Source organism: Escherichia sp. MOD1-EC6819, from assembly GCF_002965765.1.
Classification (GTDB): Bacteria; Pseudomonadota; Gammaproteobacteria; order Enterobacterales; family Enterobacteriaceae; genus Escherichia; species Escherichia ruysiae.
Genome location: NZ_PTRG01000003.1, coordinates 183,147 through 204,061 on the forward strand (window position 1 = coordinate 183,147; position 20,915 = coordinate 204,061).

The window sequence follows — 20,915 nt, forward strand, 5'->3', positions numbered from 1 at the left end:
ATGCGCTACATAAATTTTTCAGGAGCTAATATGGATCATCTACCCATGCCGAAATTCGGGCCGCTGGCCGGATTGCGCGTTGTCTTCTCCGGTATCGAAATCGCCGGGCCATTCGCCGGGCAAATGTTCGCAGAATGGGGGGCGGAAGTTATCTGGATCGAGAACGTCGCCTGGGCCGACACCATTCGCGTTCAACCAAACTACCCGCAGCTTTCTCGTCGCAACCTGCACGCGCTGTCATTAAATATCTTCAAAGATGAAGGCCGCGAAGCGTTTCTGAAATTAATGGAAACCACCGATATCTTCATCGAAGCCAGTAAAGGCCCAGCCTTTGCCCGCCGTGGCATTACTGATGAAGTCCTGTGGCAGCACAACCCGAAACTGGTTATCGCTCACCTGTCCGGTTTTGGTCAGTACGGCACCGAGGAGTACACCAACCTTCCGGCCTATAACACCATCGCCCAGGCCTTCAGTGGTTACCTGATTCAGAACGGTGATGTTGACCAGCCAATGCCTGCCTTCCCGTATACCGCCGATTACTTCTCCGGCCTGACCGCCACCACGGCGGCGCTGGCGGCACTGCACAAAGTGCGCGAAACCGGTAAAGGCGAAAGTATCGACATCGCCATGTATGAAGTGATGCTGCGCATGGGTCAGTACTTCATGATGGATTACTTCAACGGTGGCGAAATGTGCCCGCGCATGACCAAAGGTAAAGATCCCTACTACGCCGGTTGCGGTCTGTACAAATGCGCCGACGGCTACATTGTGATGGAACTGGTGGGTATTACTCAGATCGCAGAGTGCTTTAAAGATATTGGTCTTGCGCATCTGCTTGGTACGCCGGAAATCCCGGAAGGCACTCAGCTTATCCACCGTATCGAATGCCCTTACGGCCCGCTGGTTGAAGAGAAACTCGATACCTGGCTGGCAGCACACACCATCGCGGAAGTAAAAGAACGCTTTGCCGAACTGAATATCGCCTGCGCCAAAGTGCTGACCGTACCGGAACTGGAAAGCAATCCGCAGTACGTTGCCCGCGAATCAATCACCCAGTGGCAAACGATGGATGGTCGCACCTGCAAAGGACCGAACATCATGCCGAAATTCAAAAATAACCCCGGCCAAATCTGGCGCGGAATGCCATCGCACGGCATGGACACGGCTGCCATTTTGAAAAATATCGGCTACAGCGAAAACGACATTCAGGAGTTGGTCAGCAAAGGTCTGGCCAAAGTTGAGGATTAAACGCGTGGCGTAGGTCGGGTTACCCGACTAGCGCCCGCTCAATAACAAACGAACAAAATGGATAGAGGTGCAATGGATATCATTGGCGGACAACATCTACGTCAAATGTGGGACGATCTGGCGGACGTTTACGGTCATAAAACGGCGCTGATTTGTGAATCCAGCGGCGGAGTCGTTAACCGGTACAGTTATCTTGAGTTAAATCAGGAGATTAACCGCACGGCAAACCTGTTTTATACGCTGGGGATCCGCAAAGGCGACAAGGTCGCGCTGCATCTGGACAACTGCCCGGAATTTCTCTTTTGCTGGTTCGGGCTGGCAAAAATTGGCGCGATTATGGTGCCGATTAACGCCCGCCTGCTGCGCGAAGAAAGTGCGTGGATCCTGCAAAACAGCCAGGCGTGCCTGCTGGTGACCAGTGCGCAATTCTACTCCATGTATCAACAGATTCAGCAGGAAGATACCACGCAGCTACGGCACATTTGCCTGACCGATGTGGCGCTTCCCGCTGATGATGGCGTCAGTTCGTTTACTCAACTGAAAGAGCAACAACCTGCCACCTTGTGCCATGCGCCGCCGCTATCGACCGACGATACGGCGGAAATTCTCTTTACCTCCGGCACCACTTCCCGACCGAAAGGGGTGGTGATTACCCATTACAATCTGCGCTTCGCCGGATATTACTCCGCCTGGCAGTGCGCCCTGCGTGACGATGACGTCTACCTGACGGTAATGCCTGCATTTCATATCGATTGCCAGTGCACTGCGGCGATGGCGGCGTTTTCTGCCGGAGCCACCTTTGTGCTAGTCGAGAAATACAGCGCCCGCGCCTTCTGGGGACAGGTACAGAAGTACCATGCCACCGTCACCGAATGTATTCCGATGATGATCCGTACCTTGATGGTGCAGCCGCCTTCTGCGAACGACCGACAACACTGCCTGCGGGAAGTGATGTTTTATCTCAACCTGTCGGAGCAGGAAAAAGACGCTTTTTGTGAACGCTTCGGCGTTCGTTTGCTGACGTCTTATGGGATGACGGAAACCATCGTTGGCATTATCGGCGACCGTCCTGGCGATAAACGGCGCTGGCCGTCGATTGGCCGGGCGGGATTTTGCTACGAAGCGGAGATCCGCGACGATCACAATCGTCCGCTCCCGGCGGGAGAGATCGGCGAAATCTGCATTAAAGGCGAACCGGGGAAAACCATCTTCAAAGAGTACTTTCTCAACCCGCAAGCCACCGCCAAAGTCCTGGAAGCCGATGGCTGGCTTCATACTGGCGATACCGGATACCGCGACGAAGAGGGCTTTTTTTATTTCGTCGATCGTCGCTGCAACATGATCAAACGCGGTGGCGAGAATGTTTCCTGCGTGGAGCTGGAAAATATCATCGCCACCCATCCGAAAATTCAGGATATCGTGGTTGTTGTTATTAAAGATTCTATTCGCGATGAAGCTATCAAGGCCTTTGTGGTGCTGAATGAAGGTGAAACATTGAGCGAGGAAGAATTTTTCTGCTTCTGTGAACAAAATATGGCGAAATTTAAAGTGCCTTCTTATCTGGAGATCAGAAAAGATCTGCCGCGTAATTGCTCGGGGAAAATAATCAAAAAGAATCTGAAATAAACATAATGGCAGGGAATTATCCTGCCAGCTAATAATCACGCTCTAAAAACAAATGCATTCTTTGCAGGGATGTTGTCGTCCCTGAAAAAATAAAAATGGAGAAAAGGAATGAGTGAATCATTACATCTGACCCGCAATGGATCAATTCTGGAAATTACCCTTGATCGTCCAAAAGCCAATGCTATTGATGCAAAAACCAGCTTTGAGATGGGCGAAGTATTTCTTAATTTCCGTGACGATCCGCAATTGCGCGTCGCTATTATTACCGGAGCCGGAGAGAAATTCTTTTCCGCCGGCTGGGATTTAAAAGCGGCAGCAGAAGGCGAAGCGCCGGATGCTGATTTCGGGCCAGGCGGATTTGCTGGGTTAACCGAAATTTTCAATCTCGATAAACCGGTTATCGCAGCCGTGAACGGCTACGCCTTTGGCGGCGGCTTTGAACTGGCGCTGGCGGCAGATTTTATTGTTTGTGCCGATAATGCCAGCTTCGCCCTGCCGGAAGCCAAACTGGGTATTGTCCCGGACAGCGGCGGCGTGCTGCGTCTGCCGAAGATCCTGCCACCTGCCATCGTCAATGAAATGGTGATGACCGGCAGACGAATGGACGCAGAAGAGGCGCTGCGTTGGGGGATAGTCAACCGCGTGGTTAGCCAGACCGAACTGATGGATAACGCCCGCGAACTGGCGCAGCAGCTGGTTAACAGCGCCCCGCTGGCGATTGCGGCACTGAAAGAGATCTATCGCACCACCAGCGAAATGCCGGTTGAAGAAGCATATCGCTATATTCGCAGCGGTGTGTTGAAAAACTATCCCTCAGTTCTGCATTCGGAAGATGCCATTGAAGGGCCGCTGGCGTTTGCTGAGAAGCGCGATCCGGTGTGGAAAGGGCGTTAATAACCGTGAGCTATTACGCCTTTGAGGGATTAATTCCGGTGGTTCACCCGACGGCGTTTGTCCATCCCAGTGCGGTATTGATTGGCGATGTAATTGTGGGAGCCGGTGTCTACATCGGTCCCCTCGCCTCGCTGCGTGGTGATTACGGACGACTGATTGTGCAAGCGGGAGCCAATATTCAGGATGGCTGCATTATGCATGGCTACAGCGATACTGACACCATTGTCGGGGAAAACGGTCATATCGGTCATGGCGCTATCCTGCATGGCTGTGTGATCGGTCGTGATGCATTGGTCGGGATGAACAGCGTGATTATGGATGGCGCGGTCATTGGTGAAGAGAGCATTGTTGCCGCCATGAGCTTTGTCAAAGCAGGCTTTTGCGGCGAGAAACGCCAGTTGTTGATGGGCACGCCAGCCCGTGCGGTGCGCAGCGTCAGCGATGACGAGTTGCACTGGAAGAAATTAAATACTAAAGAGTATCAGGATCTTGTCGGGCGCTGCCATGCAGCGTTACATGAAACGCAACCGTTGAGGCAAATGGAGGAAAATCGTCCCCGTTTGCAGGGGACGACGGATGTGACGCCAAAGCGGTAACATCATCGGATGCGGCGTAAACGCCTTATCCGAACTGGCTGGAGAGCAACCGTAGGCCGGATAAGATGCGCCAGCATCGCATCCGGCAACCAGGCCGCACGGTATCAACGAAATTAAATTAACGACGCATACTCTTCGACAACATCATCTGCCACTTCTGCTCACGGTTAAGTTCTGTGAGCGGGACGGCAGGAATACGCGGCGTCTTTCTTACGCCGACTAATTTTTCCCGGCTGTTATTGCGCAGGCGCGCGTAAATTTGCTCATCAATATCGACCACTTTAACCAGTCGCTGGCACTGACATCCCCGCCCTTCCAGCTTATTAGGGATCATCTTAACTTCGCAGCTTATTTCTGCGACTTCCGACAGAATATAAGTTAGGGTATTAATCGCCTTGCTGTGTTCAATATCGAAATGAATAGAGATCTCTCTTGCTATCACCCAGCGATTTTCAGCCATCATCCATTCGGCGATTAACAAATAGAGTGGTTTTTCAACATATCCTTCACACATACGAACTCCAGTTTCACAAATTAAAAGTCTGGCTATGACTCGTTTTGAAGCAATCAAACAAGGCCATATTAAAATTGTGGATATATCGATAGTATGCAACTTCCCTGTCAATAAGTGTGAGCTAAATCCTGCTTACATCATCAAAAATAGAGTTTCCCGGAAAGATTATCCTTACTGGTAAAAAAACGGTTCTCATCAGAGAACCGTATTAGTTATTCGATCAAATTGGCGGATAAAAAATATCTGCCATGACACGCTATTATTTGATCTGCGCGTGCATTTCCTGTACCGAAATAACTTTTTCGGTCGCATCGGCATTCAGTGCCATCGCAGTAGCAAAACCGCCGTTCAGGGTGGTGTCGTAATGTACTTTATATTGCAGCGCGCTGCGACGAATCACGCGGGAGTCTTCAATCGCGCGACGACCTGACGTGGTGTTGATGATGTAGGTATATTCGCCATTCTTGATACGATCCTGAATGTGCGGACGACCTTCATGCACCTTGTTCACCAGACGCGGATTAATACCCGCTTCACCCAGCACAATCGCCGTGCCGTGGGTCGCATCCAGCTCGAAGCCCTGTTTCAGCAGTTTTGCCGCCAGATCAACCACGCGTTCTTTGTCGCCTTCACGCACGGAGAGCAGCGCACGACCGTGTTTCTTCATGGTGGAGTTACTACCCAGTTGCGCTTTAGCAAACGCTTCAGCGAAGGTGCGACCGACGCCCATCACTTCCCCGGTGGAGCGCATTTCTGGCCCTAACAGCGGGTCAACGCCGGGGAATTTGTTGAACGGCAGCACCACTTCTTTCACCGAGTAGTACGGCGGGATAACTTCTTTAGTTACGCCCTGCTCAGCCAGCGATTTGCCAGCCATCACGCGCGCCGCCACTTTTGCCAGCGGTACACCGGTGGCTTTGGAGACGAACGGAACGGTACGCGCCGCACGCGGGTTAACTTCAATCAGGTAGACTTCGTTGTTTTTCACTGCAAACTGCACGTTCATCAGACCGCGCACCTGCAATTCGAAGGCCAGTTTCTGCACCTGCTGGCGCATCACATCCTGAATTTCCTGGCTCAGTGTGTACGCAGGCAGAGAACACGCGGAGTCGCCGGAGTGCACACCTGCCTGCTCGATGTGCTCCATGATGCCGCCAATCAGCACCATTTCGCCGTCGCAGATGGCGTCCACATCAACTTCTACCGCGTCATCAAGGAAATGATCCAGCAGCACCGGCGCATCGTTAGAGACACTCACCGCCGTCTGGAAGTAACGGCGCAGGTCGGCTTCATCGTAGACGATTTCCATCGCCCGACCGCCGAGAACGTAAGATGGGCGCACCACCAGCGGGTAGCCAATCTCTTTCGCCTTCTCAACCGCCATTTCAATAGCGGTAACGGTAGCGTTAGCCGGTTGTTTCAGTTTCAGACGGTCAACCGCGTGCTGGAAGCGTTCACGGTCTTCCGCGCGGTCGATAGCATCCGGGCTGGTGCCGATAACCGGTACGCCAGCGGCTTCCAGCGCACGTGCCAGTTTCAGCGGGGTCTGACCGCCGTACTGGACGATAACGCCTTTCGGCTTCTCAATACGCACGATTTCCAGCACATCTTCCAGAGTTACCGGCTCAAAGTAGAGACGGTCGGACGTGTCGTAGTCGGTAGAGACAGTTTCCGGGTTACAGTTAACCATAATGGTTTCGTAACCATCTTCACGCAGCGCCAGCGAGGCGTGTACGCAGCAGTAGTCGAATTCGATACCCTGACCGATACGGTTCGGCCCGCCGCCGAGCACCATGATTTTTTCACGGTCAGTAGACGGATTCGCTTCGCACTCTTCTTCATAAGTGGAGTACATGTAAGCGGTGTCGGTAGCAAACTCTGCCGCACAGGTATCCACACGTTTGTAGACCGGATGTAGGTCATACTGGTCGCGCAGCTTGCGGATTTCCGCTTCACGCACGCCCGCCAGTTTTGCCAGACGCGCATCAGCAAAGCCTTTGCGTTTTAGCTGGCGCAGGAAGTCAGCGTTCAGGCCAGTGATGCCCACTTCTGCCACTTTCTCTTCCAGACGCACCAGCTCTTCAATTTGCACCAGGAACCAGCGATCAATGTTGGTCAGGTTGAAAACGCCGTCTACAGACAAGCCCGCACGGAAGGCATCGGCGATGTACCAGATACGCTCTGCGCCAGCATCTTTCAGTTCGCGGCGGATTTTGGTCAGGGCTTCCGGGTCGTCGAGACTCACTTTCGGGTCGAAGCCGGTCGCACCCACTTCCAGGCCGCGCAGGGCTTTTTGCAAGGACTCCTGCTGCGTGCGACCAATCGCCATCACTTCGCCAACCGATTTCATCTGGGTGGTCAGACGGTCATTCGCACCGGCGAATTTCTCGAAGTTGAAGCGAGGAATTTTAGTAACCACGTAGTCGATGGACGGTTCGAAGGAGGCCGGAGTACGCCCGCCGGTGATGTCGTTCATCAGCTCGTCAAGGGTGTAACCCACCGCCAGTTTCGCCGCCACTTTGGCAATCGGGAAGCCGGTGGCTTTCGATGCCAGCGCCGAAGAACGCGACACACGCGGGTTCATTTCGATAACAATCAGGCGACCGTTTTTCGGGTTAACCGCAAACTGAACGTTGGAACCGCCGGTTTCAACGCCAATTTCACGCAGTACCGCCATCGAGGCGTTACGCATGATTTGATATTCTTTGTCGGTCAGCGTCTGGGCTGGCGCCACGGTGATGGAGTCACCGGTGTGGATGCCCATCGCATCGAAGTTTTCGATAGAGCAGACGATGATGCAGTTGTCGTTTTTATCACGCACCACTTCCATCTCGTACTCTTTCCAGCCGATCAGCGACTCATCAATCAGCAGCTCTTTGGTCGGGGAGAGATCCAGACCACGGGCGCAAATTTCTTCAAACTCTTCGCGGTTATAGGCGATACCGCCACCACTACCGCCCATAGTAAAGCTAGGTCGAATGATGCACGGGAAGCCAACTTCAGCGGCAACCGCCAGCGCCTCTTCCATAGTATGTGCGATACCAGAACGCGCGGTTTCGAGGCCGATTTTCTTCATCGCCACGTCGAAACGGCGGCGGTCTTCTGCTTTATCAATCGCGTCGGCGGTAGCACCAATCATGGTCACACCGAACTCTTCCAGCACGCCCTGACGCTCAAGCTCAAGCGCACAGTTCAGCGCCGTCTGACCGCCCATCGTTGGCAGCACCGCATCCGGACGCTCTTTTTCAATAATCTTACGTACCACTTCCCAGTGAATCGGCTCGATGTAGGTCGCATCAGCCATTTCCGGGTCGGTCATGATGGTCGCCGGGTTGGAGTTCACCAGAATGACGCGGTAACCCTCTTCGCGAAGGGCTTTACATGCTTGCGCGCCAGAGTAGTCAAACTCACACGCCTGACCGATAACAATCGGGCCCGCACCCAGAATCAGGATACTTTTTATATCTGTACGTTTTGGCATGGCTCTTTTACTCCTGATTACTTAGCGGTTTTACGGTACTGCTCAATTAACTCGATAAAGTGGTCGAACAACGGCGCTGCGTCGTGTGGACCTGGGCTGGCTTCAGGGTGCCCCTGGAAGCTGAACGCCGGTTTATCGGTGCGATGAATCCCTTGTAACGTACCGTCGAACAGGGATTTATGTGTAACACGCAGGTTTGCAGGTAATGTTGCTTCGTCCACCGCAAAACCGTGGTTTTGCGCGGTGATCATCACCACATTTTTCTCAATATCTTTCACCGGATGGTTGCCGCCGTGGTGACCAAATTTCATTTTGATGGTCTTCGCCCCACTTGCCAGCGCCAGCAGCTGATGACCGAGGCAGATACCAAATACCGGGATGTCGGTTTCGAGGAATTTCTGGATGGCGGTAATGGCGTAATCGCACGGTGCCGGATCGCCAGGGCCGTTGGAGAGGAAGATACCGTCCGGATTCATTTTCAACACGTCTTCCGCAGAGGTTTGCGCCGGAACGATGGTCAGGCGACAGCCTCTGTCCACCAGCATCCGCAGGATGTTGCGCTTGGCACCGAAATCATAAGCCACGACGTGGAACGGCAGCTCGTCTTCTTTTTTCGCTTCTGGCAGGCCGCCGGTCAGCGTCCAACTCCCTTGTGTCCAGCTATAGGCTTCTGCGGTAGTCACTTCTTTTGCCAGATCCATACCATTGAGGCCAGGGAACGCGCGGGCTTTTTCTAATGCCAGCGCCGCATCCGGGTTGTCGCCCGCGATGATGCAGCCGTTCTGTGCGCCTTTCTCGCGCAGTAAACGCGTCAGCTTACGGGTATCGATATCGGCAATCGCTACGATGTTATGGCGCTTCAGGTAAGAAGAGAGGTCTTCGGTATTACGGAAGTTGCTGGCAATCAGCGGCAGGTCGCGAATCACCAGACCTTGTGCATGTACCTGAGAAGATTCTTCATCGGCGTCATTAGTGCCGACATTGCCAATATGGGGATAAGTAAGAGTAACGATTTGACGAGAATAGGAAGGATCAGTGAGGATTTCTTGATAACCGGTCATTGAAGTATTGAAAACGACTTCCCCAACCGCCGAACCTGTTGCCCCTATGGCCCGACCGTGAAACTGGGTTCCGTCTTCCAGAACCAATAGCGCTGACTTAATCAAAACACCCTCCAGAGAATATTCACTCACTTTATTTGCATATTAATTCACAATGATGCGATGAATCAATGCAAATCTGCTTACCGACGAATTTCTGGCAAACGGCGGCATTCTGGAGATATGGGCGCTAAAAGTCAACTCAATAGCGGGATTTATTATATAATTTTATGCCTCACACCTATTTTACAGGCACTAACCGACAAAAACACAATCTAACAAGGTCTGGAAAACGCTTGCGCAGCGAGAAGAATGTGTAAACAAAGAACACGAAGAAAAAAAGTGGACCAGATGGTCAAAATTTACATTAAAACAACAAAAGCAGAAGACAAAACATGTAATTTTTAGCACTTGAATAAAATTCAAAAACATAACACAAAAAATAAAAGGGCTTAAAATTAAAGCCCTTTACAATCAATAAATTAAATGTGTTATTTTTGCGTAATTACAAATGTTTTGTGGTTACAATTTATTGAGATTAAGCACATCTCTCATATCAAAAAGACCACTTTCCTTGCCACTCAGCCACAATGCCGATCTTACTGCGCCGTTAGCAAATGTCATGCGGCTGGAAGCCTTATGAGTGATCTCCAGACGTTCGCCGATATCGGCAAACATGGCGGTATGTTCACCCACGATGTCTCCGGCGCGGACGGTGGCAAAACCTATCGTTCCGGGAACGCGTTCACCGGTATGCCCTTCGCGGCTGTAAACGGCACAATCTTTCAGATCTTTATCCAACGCATGGGCAATCGCTTCCCCCATTGCCAGCGCAGTGCCTGACGGCGCATCGACTTTATGTCGATGATGCGCTTCGATAATTTCGATATCAGTGTAGTCACCCATGACCTGAGCCGCTTTCTCCAGCAACTTAAGCATGACGTTAACGCCGACGCTAAAGTTGGCGGCAAAGACAATCGCAATATCTTTGGCAGCTTCACCAATCGCCTGTTTACCTGCGTCATCAAAACCCGTGGTGCCAATCACCATCCCTTTGCCATGTTGGCGGCAAAAAGCGAGATGGTTCAGCGTACCTTCCGGACGGGTAAAATCGATAAACACATCAAAATCATCTTTTACAACATCAAGGCTGCTTTGTACGATAACGCCGGTTTTTCCTGCTCCAGCCAGTTCGCCAGCATCGCTGCCCAGTAAAGAAGATCCTTCGCGTTCCAGCGCCGCGCCAAGCTGCACGCCCTCTAATGCCAGCGCCGCCTGAATCAACTGGCGGCCCATACGCCCCCCGGCTCCCGCGATGGCAACGCGGATGTTTGCATCATGCATAGCTATTCTCTTTTGTTAATTTGTATAGACCGTTTTCAGAGTAACCAGCGCATCGCTACGCCGCCAGCCGAAAACGCTGATAATTAGAAATTAATGATAAACAGGGAGGGATATCAGTGAAAGGCATGAGTCAGTGAATGACTACATGCCGATAACATGTGACAGGTTACGGCGCCAGCGCCAGCACCTCCGCCACCCACTGCTGGAAACCTTTCACGTCCAGATCCAGCGCAACCTGAACATTTGCCGGTTTATCCAGCCGACCGTCAATATCGACGACTGTCGTACCCGCAGTAAATTCACCTTGTGTTTCTACCGCCACAAAACACGGCTTGAGAGTGAACAAATCCGGGCGAACCAGCCAGGCAATGGCACAGAGATCGTGCATTCGCAGGCCACTTTGCATACTGCCGCTGCGGTAGTGGCTAAACAGTGCATGAAGCATTTTTCCGGTGCGATTCAATTCCGGTAGTGTGGTGAGATATTCGGGAGTGAGCATCGCCTGATTGGTGACGTCCAGGCCACACATCACAATCTCCAGTCCGCTCTGGAAGACCTGGGCCGCCGCTTCAGGATCAATCGCAATATTAAACTCGGCATTCGGCGTGAAATTGCCACGACCGGCAGAACCGCCCATGATCACCAGACGACGAATATGCGGTTTGCATTCCGGGCACTGTGAAAGCAATAGCGCGATATTCGTCAACGGCCCGATCGCCACCAGGGTAACGGGTTCAGGCGCGCACATTAGCGCATCACGAATCGCCAGAAACGCCGGTTTCTCCAGTGGTTTTCGATTGTGCTCAACGAAGTCATAACCATCCATGCCGGATTCACCATGAACATAAGACGCATCACGCGGTGCGCGTACCAACGGTGTTGCCGCCCCCTGGGCGAGTGGGATATCCGCATCCCAGAAATGCAGCAATTGCAGCGCATTTCGGGTAGTTTTCTGCACCGATACATTGCCTCCGACAGTCGTCATCAGTTGGAGATCGAGTTGTGGGGCAAAGATCGCGGCAGCAATCGCTGCGGCATCGTCGATACCAGGGTCGGTATCCAAAAAAATCGGCAAGCGCATGTTTTCTCCATAAAAAATGCCGGTAATAAGACCGGCATTTTCACATAACTTAGGCTGCAAATGACTTAATCAACTTCACGAATATCGACACGCAGCTCTTTCGGCACTTCGAAAACAATGTTTTCTTCACGGCCTTCAAGCGAAATGGCTTCACCACCGCCAAGCTGCTGTAAACGTGCGACGACGTTCTGTACCAGAATATCCGGAGCTGATGCGCCCGCAGTCACACCGACGCATTTCGCTTCTTTCACCCACTCTTCCTGGATATCAGCCGCATCGTCAATTAAAAACGCGCGTTTGCCCATACGCTGTGCCAGTTCCGCCAGACGGTTGGAGTTGGAGGAGTTTTTCGAACCGACCACCAGCACAACTTCCGCCTGCTCTGCCAGGGCGCGTACTGCTTCCTGACGGTTGGTAGTGGCGTAACAAATGTCATCTTTGCGCGGCCCGACAATTTTCGGGAAGCGTTTACGCAGCGCGTCGATAACATCAGACGTGTCATCCACCGACAGCGTGGTCTGGGTCATAAAAGAGAGCTTCTCTTCGTTTTTGACCGTCAGCTTCCATACGTCATCTGGCGATTCAACCAGATACATTCCCCCTTCTGGGTTGCTGTACTGTCCCATCGTCCCTTCCACTTCCGGGTGCCCGGCGTGGCCGATGAGAATAGATTCTTCACCACGACGGCTGGCGCGAGCGACTTCCATATGTACTTTGGTCACCAGCGGACAGGTGGCGTCGAATACCGTCAGATCGCGACTTTTCGCTTCGTTGCGTACCGCCTGGGAAACGCCATGCGCAGAGAAAATCAGGATCGCACCGTCCGGCACTTCGCTGATCTGCTCAATAAAGATAGCCCCACGCTCGCGCAGGCTATCGACCACGTAGCGGTTATGCACCACTTCGTGGCGGACATATATCGGTGCGCCGTAAATGGCCAGCGCGTTTTCAACAATGCTGATAGCGCGGTCTACCCCGGCACAAAAACCACGCGGGTTGGCCAACAGGATCTGCATGTTACGCCTCCAGTGCCGGATCGATTTCCAGCACTTCAATATCAAAATGAACGGTCTGCCCGGCCAGCGGATGGTTAAAATCAACGGTAATAGAGTCGCCGTTAATTTCGCGGATCACGCCAGGCATCTCACTGCCATCCATTGCGGTAAAAAGCATTATTGCGCCAATTTCTGGCTCGCCTGCATCCATAAACTCACGGCGGGAGAAGTACTGAATCAGGTCTGGTGACGGCACGCCAAACGCCGCATCTGGCTCCAGCGTGAAGGTGGTTTTATCGCCCACTTTCAGCCCCAGCAGATGTTGCTCCAGCCCTTCGGAAAGAGAAGCATCACCCAGGCGGAACAGCGCCGGTTTACCGTTGTTGCGGGTAGACTCGGCGGTAGTGCCATCGTCGAGTTTTAGCGTGAAGTGCACCAGGACGGCGCTATTGCTCTGTACAGATTCAGACATGCAGGTTTGCTCTTGTATTTGAGGATTTTTGCCGGATGCGGCCTACGATTTCGCAGCAATCGGTAGGCCGGATAAGATGCGTCAGCATCGCATCCGGCAGGGTTTATTATTGTTTTTTCGCTTTAGAAGGTAAAAAACCTTCCAGCACAATCAATGCCGCACCGACACAGATTGCGCTATCGGCGAGGTTGAAGGTGGCGAAATGCCAGTCGCCGACGTAGAAGTCGATCATATCGACCACAAAGCCGTGCCACAGACGGTCGAACAGGTTGCCCAGTGCGCCGCCAATAATCAGCGCGTAAGCGATATTGTTTAGCTTTTGCGTAGCCTTCGAGCGATACATCATCACCGTCAGGATCACACTAATACCAATCGCAATACCGGCAAAAAACCAACGCTGCCAGCCGCCGCTATCGGCAAGGAAACTAAACGCCGCGCCATAGTTACGCGCATAATGCAGATTAAGCGACGGGAACAGCGGAACCGTATCCCCCAGAGCAAAGTTCTGGAGGATCAGGTATTTGCTGCCCAGATCGATAATCAGCACGACTACCACCAGCCACAGCCAGCGTAGCCCTGTTGAACAGATCGATTGACTCATCAGGCAAACTTACGTTTTTCACCGTCGCCGGCGACGTTGCTGACACAGCGGCCGCAGATTTCTGCGTGTTCCGCCACCTTGCCGACATCCTGGGTGTAGTGCCAGCAGCGTGGGCACTTATCACCTTCGGCTTTACTCAACGCGACTTTCAGCCCTTTGAGTACTTCGCTCTGCTGCGCATCAGCAGGTGCGTCGTTATAGTCTGCAACGGCAGCGCCAGAGGTCAACAGGACAAATCGTAATTCATCACCCAGCGCGGTCAGTTTCGCCGCCAGTTCGGGTTCCGCGTACAGGGTCACTGCCGCTTCCAGAGAACCGCCGACTTTCTTATCCGCACGAGCCTGCTCGATGACTTTGTTCACTTCGCCACGCACTTTCAGCAGCTCGTCCCAGAATGCATCGTTCATCGCTTCGCTGTCTGCCAGACCAAACAGGCCTTCGTACCACTCACCGGTGAAGACGTATTTTTCACGCTCGCCCGGCAGGTAGCCCCACACTTCATCAGCGGTGAAGGAGAGGATCGGCGCCATCCAGCGCACCAGCGCTTCTGCAATGTGATACAGCGCAGTCTGGCAGCTACGACGCGCCACGCTGTCCGCTTTAGCGGTGTACTGACGGTCTTTGATGATGTCGAGGTAGAAAGAGCCCATCTCAACGGAGCAGAAGCGCATCAGGCGCTGTACCACTTCGTGGAAATCGTATGCTTCGTAAGCCTTGAGGATGTCTTCCTGAGCCGCTTTCGCACAACCCACGGCCCATCTGTCCAGTACCACCATCTCTTCCGGTTTCACCATATCTTTTGCTGGATCGAAACCATTGAGGTTTGCCAGCAGGAAGCGCGCGGTGTTACGGATACGACGATAGCTGTCAGCAGCACGTTTCAGGATCTCGTCAGAAACAGCCATTTCGCCGGTGTAGTCGGTTGATGCCACCCACAGACGCAGAATATCCGCGCCAAGTTTGTTCATCACATCCTGCGGCGAAACGGTGTTGCCGATGGATTTAGACATCTTGCGACCCTGACCATCCACGGTAAAGCCGTGGGTCAGTACCTGACGATACGGCGCTTTGCCTTTCATCGCGGTGGAGATCATTAGGGAAGACATGAACCAACCACGGTGCTGGTCAGAACCTTCCAGATACATGTCCGCTGCGTGACCGGCAAATTCCGGACGCACGTCAACAACGGAAGAGTGGGTAGATCCGGAGTCAAACCATACATCCAATGTGTCCGGCACTTTCACGTACTGATCAGCTTCATCGCCGAGGATCTCTTTCGCATCAAGATCCCACCACGCCTGGATGCCGTCAACTTCAACGCGTTTTGCCACTTCTTCCATTAGTTCGAGGGTACGCGGATGCAGCTCTTCCGTGTCTTTGTGCACGAACAGTGACATCGGTACGCCCCAGGTGCGCTGACGGGAGATACACCAGTCAGGACGGTTAGCAACCATCGACTCGATACGCGCCTGGCCCCAGTCCGGGATCCACTGCACACCTTTGATCTCTTTCAGTGACTGCGCACGCAGACCTTTCTGATCCATGCTGACGAACCACTGCGGCGTCGCGCGGAAGATGATCGGCGTTTTGTGACGCCAGCAGCACGGATAGCTGTGCTGCATTTTCTCAACATGCAGCAGCGCGCCTTTTTCCTGCAACAGCGCAACGACGATGTCGTTCGCTTTGAAGACGTTCACACCATCCAGCGTCGGGTAAGTACCCGGCAGATAAGTGCCGTCCGGACCAACCGGGTTAGCGGTTTCCAGGCCGTATTTCTGACCAATCACATAGTCGTCCGGGCCGTGGCCAGGCGCGGTGTGAACAGCACCAGTACCGGCATCCAGGGTAACGTGATCGCCGAGGATTGCCGGAACGTCGAAGCCCATAAACGGATGAGTAAAGCGCAGCAGCTCAAGCTCTGCACCTTTCACCGTGCCGAGAATGGTGTAATCGGTAACGCCGATACGTTGCATTACGCTTTCAACCAGATCTTTCGCCAGAATCACGGCCTGACCGCCGATCTGCACCAGCGCATAGTCGAAATCCGGTGCAATAGAGATTGCGCGGTTCGCAGGCAGAGTCCACGGCGTAGTGGTCCAGATAACCAGCGAGATTGGGCCGTTAACGTTGCTGACGCCAAATTTCGCTTTCAGCGCATCCTGATCGACTGCCTGGAAAGCAACGTCGATGGACGGAGAGGTTTTGTCGTAATACTCAACTTCCGCTTCTGCCAGCGCAGAACGGCAGTCAACGCACCAGTGTACCGGCTTCGCGCCTTTGTGCAGGTGACCGTTGCCGATGATTTTGCCCAGCGCGCGGATGATGTTGGCTTCAGTTTTGAAGTCCATAGTCAGGTACGGGTGCGACCAGTCGCCCAGCACGCCCAGACGAATAAAGTCTTTGCGCTGACCGTCAACCTGGGTCGCAGCGTATTCGCGGCACTTGGCGCGGAACTCGGCGGCGGTGAATTTCTCACCCGGTTTACCGTATTCTTGCTCTACTTTCAGTTCGATCGGCAGACCGTGGCAGTCCCAGCCTGGCACATACGGCGAGTCATAACCGGAAAGCCCTTTGGACTTGATGATTATGTCTTTCAGAATCTTGTTAACCGAGTGACCAATATGAATGCTGCCATTCGCATATGGAGGGCCATCATGCAGAATGAAGGTTTTTTTGCCTTTTTTAGCCGCACGAATGATGCCGTACAGGTCATCATCAGTCCAACGCGCCAGCATTCCCGGTTCGCGTTTGGCAAGATCGCCACGCATCGGGAACCCTGTTTCCGGCAAATTCAGGGTTGATTTATAGTCACTCATCAGATTCTCGGTTCCGTATTTCGGTTTGATTACATAACAGGCTTAAGCCGGTTTTGTTAGCCCAAAAAATTCGCGGGCGGTTAATTCATCACGCGCAATCTGCGCTTTCAGTTCGTCCAGCGACGCAAATCGCTGCTCACTGCGTATTTTTTTACGCAGCACTACTTGTATATGGCGACCGTACAGGTCCATTGCAACATCTAACAAATGCACTTCCAGCTGCTGGCGAATACCGGCAACCGTAGGGCGTGTTCCGATGTTTGCCACGCCGGGTAACGGCTTTTCACCGAGGCCCAGCACTTCTACCGCATAAACCCCTTTCACCGGGGAAACCTGACGGCGTAGCGGTACATTCGCCGTCGGGAAACCAATAGTGCGCCCTAACTCATCACCGTGGACTACACGCCCGGAAATGGCAAACGGGTGCCCCAGTAAACTTTCCGCCAGAGCCAGATTGTCATCCGCCAGCGCCTGACGCACGGCGGTGCTGCTGATACGCACGCCACCTTCGCAAAAAGTTTGCGTACTGGTGATATCGAAGCCGTATTCCATGCCAGCTTTCTGTAATAACAAGAAATCACCTTCACGACCAGCGCCAAAGCGGAAATCATCACCAACAGCCAGAAATTTTACCCGCAAATGCTTCACCAGAAGATCGCTGATGAAATTTTGCGCGGTTAACGCCGCGAAACGTCTGTCGAAACGCACGCACAGCACGTAATCAACGCCACACTCTGCAAGGTAACGCAGTTTTTCCCGCAGTCGGGTCAGACGTGCCGGGGCTTTGTCGGTAGCAAACAGTTCCAGCGGTTGAGGCTCAAAAATCATCACCATCACCGGTAAGTTGCGCTTGCGCCCTTCTTCCTGCAACCCTTGCAACAGCGCGCGATGACCACGATGCACGCCGTCGAAATTACCAATAGTCAGCACACACCCTTCTTGCGGGGCCTGGCTGAGATTATGTATGCCGCGTATCAGCTTCATGTCTGGCTCAAAACAGTGAAAATCGTCCGAGTATACCTTGTACAGCGGTCAAGGTTAACCGGCGATTGAGTACTGAAATCAGAAAGAAGTGGCTTTTCATTGCCATGGCGCAAATCACGGTAAGAAACTAACGACCTGCTGCAATTTTATCGCGGAAAAGCTGTATTCACACCACGCAAGCTGGTAGAATCCTGCGCCATCACTACGTAACGAGCGCCGCCATATTAACGGCGCTTATTTGCACAAATCCATTGACAAAAGAAGGCTAAAAGGGCATATTCCTCGGCCTTTGAATTGTCCATATAGAACACATTTGGGAGTTGGACCTTGGCTAATATCAAATCAGCTAAGAAGCGCGCCATTCAGTCTGAAAAGGCTCGTAAGCACAACGCAAGCCGTCGCTCTATGATGCGTACTTTCATCAAGAAAGTATACGCAGCTATCGAAGCTGGCGACAAAGCTGCTGCACAGAAAGCATTTAACGAAATGCAACCGATCGTGGATCGTCAGGCTGCTAAAGGTCTGATCCACAAAAACAAAGCTGCACGTCATAAGGCTAACCTGACTGCGCAGATCAACAAACTGGCTTAATCGCCTTTTGTTGTCAGCTTTGTAAAAAAACCCGCGTAAGCGGGTTTTTTTATGTCTCCAGCAGGCCGAAACTGCAGCCTGCAAAGTACGAATAGTTATTTCGCGGCTGGCGTAAACAGCGCAGAGTAATCGGCATTGCAAATACGCTGTACCGCAGGGTGTTGAATCATCCTTTCGGCAAAAATCGCATGGTACTCTTCCATGACGTTCTCAACTCGCCCAATCTCCACAACCGAGTTATCATTATAAAAATCATTGGCATATAGCGAAGGCGCAACGAAAATAGCGTTATGCGTCGCCCCAAAGGCTTTCATCAACGCCGCATCATCAAACTCCCCCAGAATTTCAACGTTTAAGCCCTGAGAGTTAAACCAGTTTAATAGCTTGCGTCCCAACATTGAGCGACGCCCCGGAATAAGTAAACGACGCTCTTCCAGACAGGCAGGAAACGGCTTTTCCGGCAGCGGGTTAGTACACCAGAAACTGACGCCACACTCGCCAATTTTCATGGAAAACAGCCCTTCTTGTTGGGTGGAGTCGATCGGACAGTCAGAGATGATCATATCCAGCTTATGCTGACTCAACTGCTCTAACAGCATCTCGTGCGTCGATTCGAAACAGCGTAGATGGATCTGCTCGTCTTCTACAACGGCTGCATCCAGAACACTGCTGACCAGGCGTTTGGAAAGGGCATCTGCCACACCAACATCAAATAATAAGTTGGACTCTTTGCGATAGTTGACGATATCCAGCATTTCCTGGCTTAACGTGAACATTTTATCGGCATAGCGATAGACCAGTTCCCCCAGTTCACTGGGTTCCAGACCGCGTCCTTTACGCTTAAATAATTTCCCTTGCAGGCGCTCTTCCAGCGCCCGGATCTGTCCGGTAATGGTTTGTGGTGTTAAATAAAGCGCCTCCGCTGCGCCAACCACAGAGCCTTCTTTGTAGACATGCCAGAAGTAATACAAGTGGTTGTAATTGATATGAGACATGCTCATTTCTCTCCCTGATAAGAATGAAAAGGGAGCCATTTATGGCTCCCCGGAACATCGTCCTGTCAAACTGATGGACGTAAACGAATGCGTAACCAGCTATATCCAATTACCGCCGAAGAGATTGAGCCAACCAGAATGCCCAATTTCGCCCAGTTAATCAGTTCTGGATCTACGCTACCAAAAGCCAGGCTGGCGATAAAGATAGACATAGTAAAACCGATACCGCACAGGATACCAACCGCCATAATTTGCTGATAAGTGGTTCCCTCCGGCAAATGCGCCAGTTTCAAACGCAGCGCCAGCCAGCAGAACACACTAATACCCAACGGCTTGCCAATCAGCAAACCGGCGATGATCCCTAATGGCAGGATGGAGGTCAGGCCATCCAGCGTCACGCCTTGCAGAGAAACGCCGGCATTGGCAAAAGCAAACAACGGCAAAATCAGATAAGCCACCCACGGGTGCAATACATGCTCCAGGCGCTTCGCCGGAGAACGACCATGCTTCTCTTTCAATGGAATAAAGAAACCGACAATGACGCCTGCCAGCGTTGCGTGGACGCCTGATTTCAACACTGCAGTCCACAACACCACGCCGACCAGAATATAAACTCCCGTGCGGCGAACACCACAAATGTTCAGCACCGCGAGCACCGCAATTGCTACAGCAGCAACGCCAAGAGAGGCCATTGACAAGTCATTAGTGTAAAACAAGGCGATGATAATGATGGCTCCAAGATCGTCGATAATAGCCAGTGCCATCAAAAAAATCTTCAGTGCTAACGGTACACGGCTTCCCAATAACGCCAGGACACCGAGGGCAAAGGCAATATCAGTCGCCGCCGGGATTGCCCACCCTTCACGAGTGATAGGATCGGCGTAGTTAAAGGCCAAATAGAGCAATGCCGGGACAATCATCCCGCCGATTGCGGCAATAACCGGAAACGCAGCCTGGCGCAAACTGGCCAGCGATCCTTGCATCAGCTCGCGTTTAACTTCCAGACCAACTAACAGGAAAAATATCGCCATTAGCGCGTCATTTATCCATAACAGCATGTTTTTATTGATTTCAAGAGAACCTACCCGCAGCTGAACCGGCGTCTCAAGAAAGTCGTGATACCATCCACTGGTTGCACCGCTATTGGCCATAATCATCGCCAGAACAGCGGCAATGATGAGAATAATGCCTCCCGAGGCATCACTGCTAAAGAATCGATGCAGATGTTTCACTTTTTATTTCTCTTTCAGGTGAATAGATCGTTTTTACTATTTTACTCTGCACGAATCATCGTTAAAATCAGATTATAGTGTAGGAACAATTCGCTTTTAACGATCTATAAAGAAGATTATGTCACCAGCAGAGGAAGTGTTGTTGGCGCTCGAAAGCGGTGGCTGATGACCTCAAACCCTGATAATCATAGCCTAATGTCAAGATTTCTGAGGGGTTTATTCGGAATAAGTAATAATTAATTTGCAATAAACCGGAGCTGTTTGTTAAGGCGATATTTCAAATATCTCCAATTTATCGTCAATAATCGCAATAAAAAGCTAAATCAAAGTTAACTAATTGAATCC

The 20,915-nt window shown here is 52.1% G+C and carries 17 protein-coding genes and 1 pseudogene; 5 read left to right on the forward strand and 13 right to left on the reverse strand.

Going from position 1 to position 20,915, the window contains the following annotated elements; all coding sequences use genetic code 11:
- Nucleotides 1-30: 30 nt before the first annotated feature.
- The 4 genes from caiB (at nt 31) to caiE (ending at nt 4,364) form a co-directional block, all read left to right on the forward strand.
- Nucleotides 31-1,248 (forward strand): L-carnitine CoA-transferase, encoded by a 1,218-nt coding sequence (gene caiB, locus A7Z06_RS04730; protein WP_000349946.1) that lies wholly within the window; start codon nt 31-33, stop codon nt 1,246-1,248.
- Between the two features lie 72 nt (nt 1,249-1,320).
- The gene (gene caiC, locus A7Z06_RS04735) at nt 1,321-2,874 is read left to right on the forward strand and encodes a crotonobetaine/carnitine-CoA ligase (RefSeq protein ID WP_010345447.1); all 1,554 of its coding nucleotides are present in this window, start codon (nt 1,321-1,323) and stop codon (nt 2,872-2,874) included.
- 108 nt (nt 2,875-2,982) lie between these two features.
- The gene (caiD, locus tag A7Z06_RS04740) at nt 2,983-3,768 is read left to right on the forward strand and encodes a crotonobetainyl-CoA hydratase (protein ID WP_000004395.1); all 786 of its coding nucleotides are present in this window, start codon (nt 2,983-2,985) and stop codon (nt 3,766-3,768) included.
- A 5-nt stretch (nt 3,769-3,773) separates the two neighbouring features.
- Nucleotides 3,774-4,364: a carnitine operon protein CaiE gene (caiE, locus tag A7Z06_RS04745; protein WP_000122892.1), complete on the forward strand. Its 591-nt coding sequence runs from the start codon at nt 3,774-3,776 to the stop codon at nt 4,362-4,364.
- Between the two features lie 118 nt (nt 4,365-4,482).
- On the opposite strand, the gene caiF is transcribed toward caiE, so the two are convergent.
- From caiF to A7Z06_RS04805, 11 genes and pseudogenes are all read right to left on the reverse strand, one after another.
- On the reverse strand, nt 4,483-4,878 hold the full coding sequence (gene caiF, locus A7Z06_RS04750; protein WP_000333116.1) for a carnitine metabolism transcriptional regulator CaiF: 396 nt from the start codon (nt 4,876-4,878) through the stop codon (nt 4,483-4,485).
- A gap of 259 nt (nt 4,879-5,137) precedes the next feature.
- Nucleotides 5,138-8,359, reverse strand: coding sequence for a carbamoyl-phosphate synthase large subunit (gene carB / locus A7Z06_RS04760; RefSeq protein WP_001126394.1), 3,222 nt, complete (start codon nt 8,357-8,359; stop codon nt 5,138-5,140).
- Nucleotides 8,360-8,376: 17 nt separating this feature from the next.
- Nucleotides 8,377-9,525, reverse strand: coding sequence for a glutamine-hydrolyzing carbamoyl-phosphate synthase small subunit (gene carA, locus A7Z06_RS04765; RefSeq protein WP_010345452.1), 1,149 nt, complete (start codon nt 9,523-9,525; stop codon nt 8,377-8,379).
- A gap of 456 nt (nt 9,526-9,981) precedes the next feature.
- Entirely contained in the window at nt 9,982-10,803 is an 822-nt protein-coding gene (gene dapB, locus A7Z06_RS04770; protein ID WP_000543577.1) for a 4-hydroxy-tetrahydrodipicolinate reductase, read from the reverse strand.
- A 166-nt stretch (nt 10,804-10,969) separates the two neighbouring features.
- A complete protein-coding gene (gene rihC, locus A7Z06_RS04775) occupies nt 10,970-11,884 on the reverse strand; it encodes a ribonucleoside hydrolase RihC (RefSeq protein WP_001239108.1) in 915 nt (304 codons plus the stop codon).
- 65 nt (nt 11,885-11,949) lie between these two features.
- On the reverse strand, nt 11,950-12,900 hold the full coding sequence (gene ispH / locus A7Z06_RS04780) for a 4-hydroxy-3-methylbut-2-enyl diphosphate reductase (protein ID WP_001166392.1): 951 nt from the start codon (nt 12,898-12,900) through the stop codon (nt 11,950-11,952).
- A gap of 1 nt (nt 12,901) precedes the next feature.
- Nucleotides 12,902-13,351: an FKBP-type peptidyl-prolyl cis-trans isomerase gene (gene fkpB, locus A7Z06_RS04785; RefSeq protein WP_000004661.1), complete on the reverse strand. Its 450-nt coding sequence runs from the start codon at nt 13,349-13,351 to the stop codon at nt 12,902-12,904.
- Between the two features lie 106 nt (nt 13,352-13,457).
- Nucleotides 13,458-13,952 (reverse strand): signal peptidase II, encoded by a 495-nt coding sequence (gene lspA / locus A7Z06_RS04790; protein WP_000083378.1) that lies wholly within the window; start codon nt 13,950-13,952, stop codon nt 13,458-13,460.
- Entirely contained in the window at nt 13,952-16,768 is a 2,817-nt protein-coding gene (ileS, locus tag A7Z06_RS04795) for an isoleucine--tRNA ligase (protein WP_105279357.1), read from the reverse strand. The genes lspA and ileS overlap by 1 nt, the downstream gene beginning before the upstream one ends.
- Nucleotides 16,769-16,810: 42 nt before the next feature.
- A complete protein-coding gene (gene ribF, locus A7Z06_RS04800) occupies nt 16,811-17,752 on the reverse strand; it encodes a bifunctional riboflavin kinase/FAD synthetase (RefSeq protein WP_000767319.1) in 942 nt (313 codons plus the stop codon).
- Between the two features lie 7 nt (nt 17,753-17,759).
- Nucleotides 17,760-17,977: pseudogene (locus A7Z06_RS04805) on the reverse strand (DUF2575 domain-containing protein).
- A gap of 102 nt (nt 17,978-18,079) precedes the next feature.
- Between A7Z06_RS04805 and rpsT the strand changes: the two are divergent.
- On the forward strand, nt 18,080-18,343 hold the full coding sequence (gene rpsT / locus A7Z06_RS04810) for a 30S ribosomal protein S20 (RefSeq protein ID WP_001274021.1): 264 nt from the start codon (nt 18,080-18,082) through the stop codon (nt 18,341-18,343).
- Nucleotides 18,344-18,438: 95 nt separating this feature from the next.
- Here rpsT and nhaR read toward each other — a convergent pair whose 3' ends face one another.
- Nucleotides 18,439-19,344, reverse strand: a complete 906-nt coding sequence (gene nhaR, locus A7Z06_RS04815; RefSeq protein WP_000062880.1) for a transcriptional activator NhaR — start codon at nt 19,342-19,344, stop codon at nt 18,439-18,441.
- 59 nt (nt 19,345-19,403) lie between these two features.
- Nucleotides 19,404-20,570, reverse strand: a complete 1,167-nt coding sequence (gene nhaA, locus A7Z06_RS04820) for a Na+/H+ antiporter NhaA (RefSeq protein ID WP_000681377.1) — start codon at nt 20,568-20,570, stop codon at nt 19,404-19,406.
- Nucleotides 20,571-20,915 lie beyond the last annotated feature (345 nt).

Bases quoted from the DNA above. Each gene is read 5' to 3' on its own strand.
- caiB (WP_000349946.1), top strand. From the start codon at position 31: ATGGATCATCTACCCATGCCGAAATTCGGGCCGCTGGCCGGATTGCGC.
- caiC (WP_010345447.1), top strand. From the start codon at position 1,321: ATGGATATCATTGGCGGACAACATCTACGTCAAATGTGGGACGATCTG.
- caiD (WP_000004395.1), top strand. From the start codon at position 2,983: ATGAGTGAATCATTACATCTGACCCGCAATGGATCAATTCTGGAAATT.
- caiF (WP_000333116.1), bottom strand. From the start codon at position 4,878: ATGTGTGAAGGATATGTTGAAAAACCACTCTATTTGTTAATCGCCGAA.
- carB (WP_001126394.1), bottom strand. From the start codon at position 8,359: ATGCCAAAACGTACAGATATAAAAAGTATCCTGATTCTGGGTGCGGGC.
- dapB (WP_000543577.1), bottom strand. From the start codon at position 10,803: ATGCATGATGCAAACATCCGCGTTGCCATCGCGGGAGCCGGGGGGCGT.
- rihC (WP_001239108.1), bottom strand. From the start codon at position 11,884: ATGCGCTTGCCGATTTTTTTGGATACCGACCCTGGTATCGACGATGCC.
- ispH (WP_001166392.1), bottom strand. From the start codon at position 12,900: ATGCAGATCCTGTTGGCCAACCCGCGTGGTTTTTGTGCCGGGGTAGAC.
- fkpB (WP_000004661.1), bottom strand. From the start codon at position 13,351: ATGTCTGAATCTGTACAGAGCAATAGCGCCGTCCTGGTGCACTTCACG.
- lspA (WP_000083378.1), bottom strand. From the start codon at position 13,952: ATGAGTCAATCGATCTGTTCAACAGGGCTACGCTGGCTGTGGCTGGTG.
- ileS (WP_105279357.1), bottom strand. From the start codon at position 16,768: ATGAGTGACTATAAATCAACCCTGAATTTGCCGGAAACAGGGTTCCCG.
- ribF (WP_000767319.1), bottom strand. From the start codon at position 17,752: ATGAAGCTGATACGCGGCATACATAATCTCAGCCAGGCCCCGCAAGAA.
- nhaR (WP_000062880.1), bottom strand. From the start codon at position 19,344: ATGAGCATGTCTCATATCAATTACAACCACTTGTATTACTTCTGGCAT.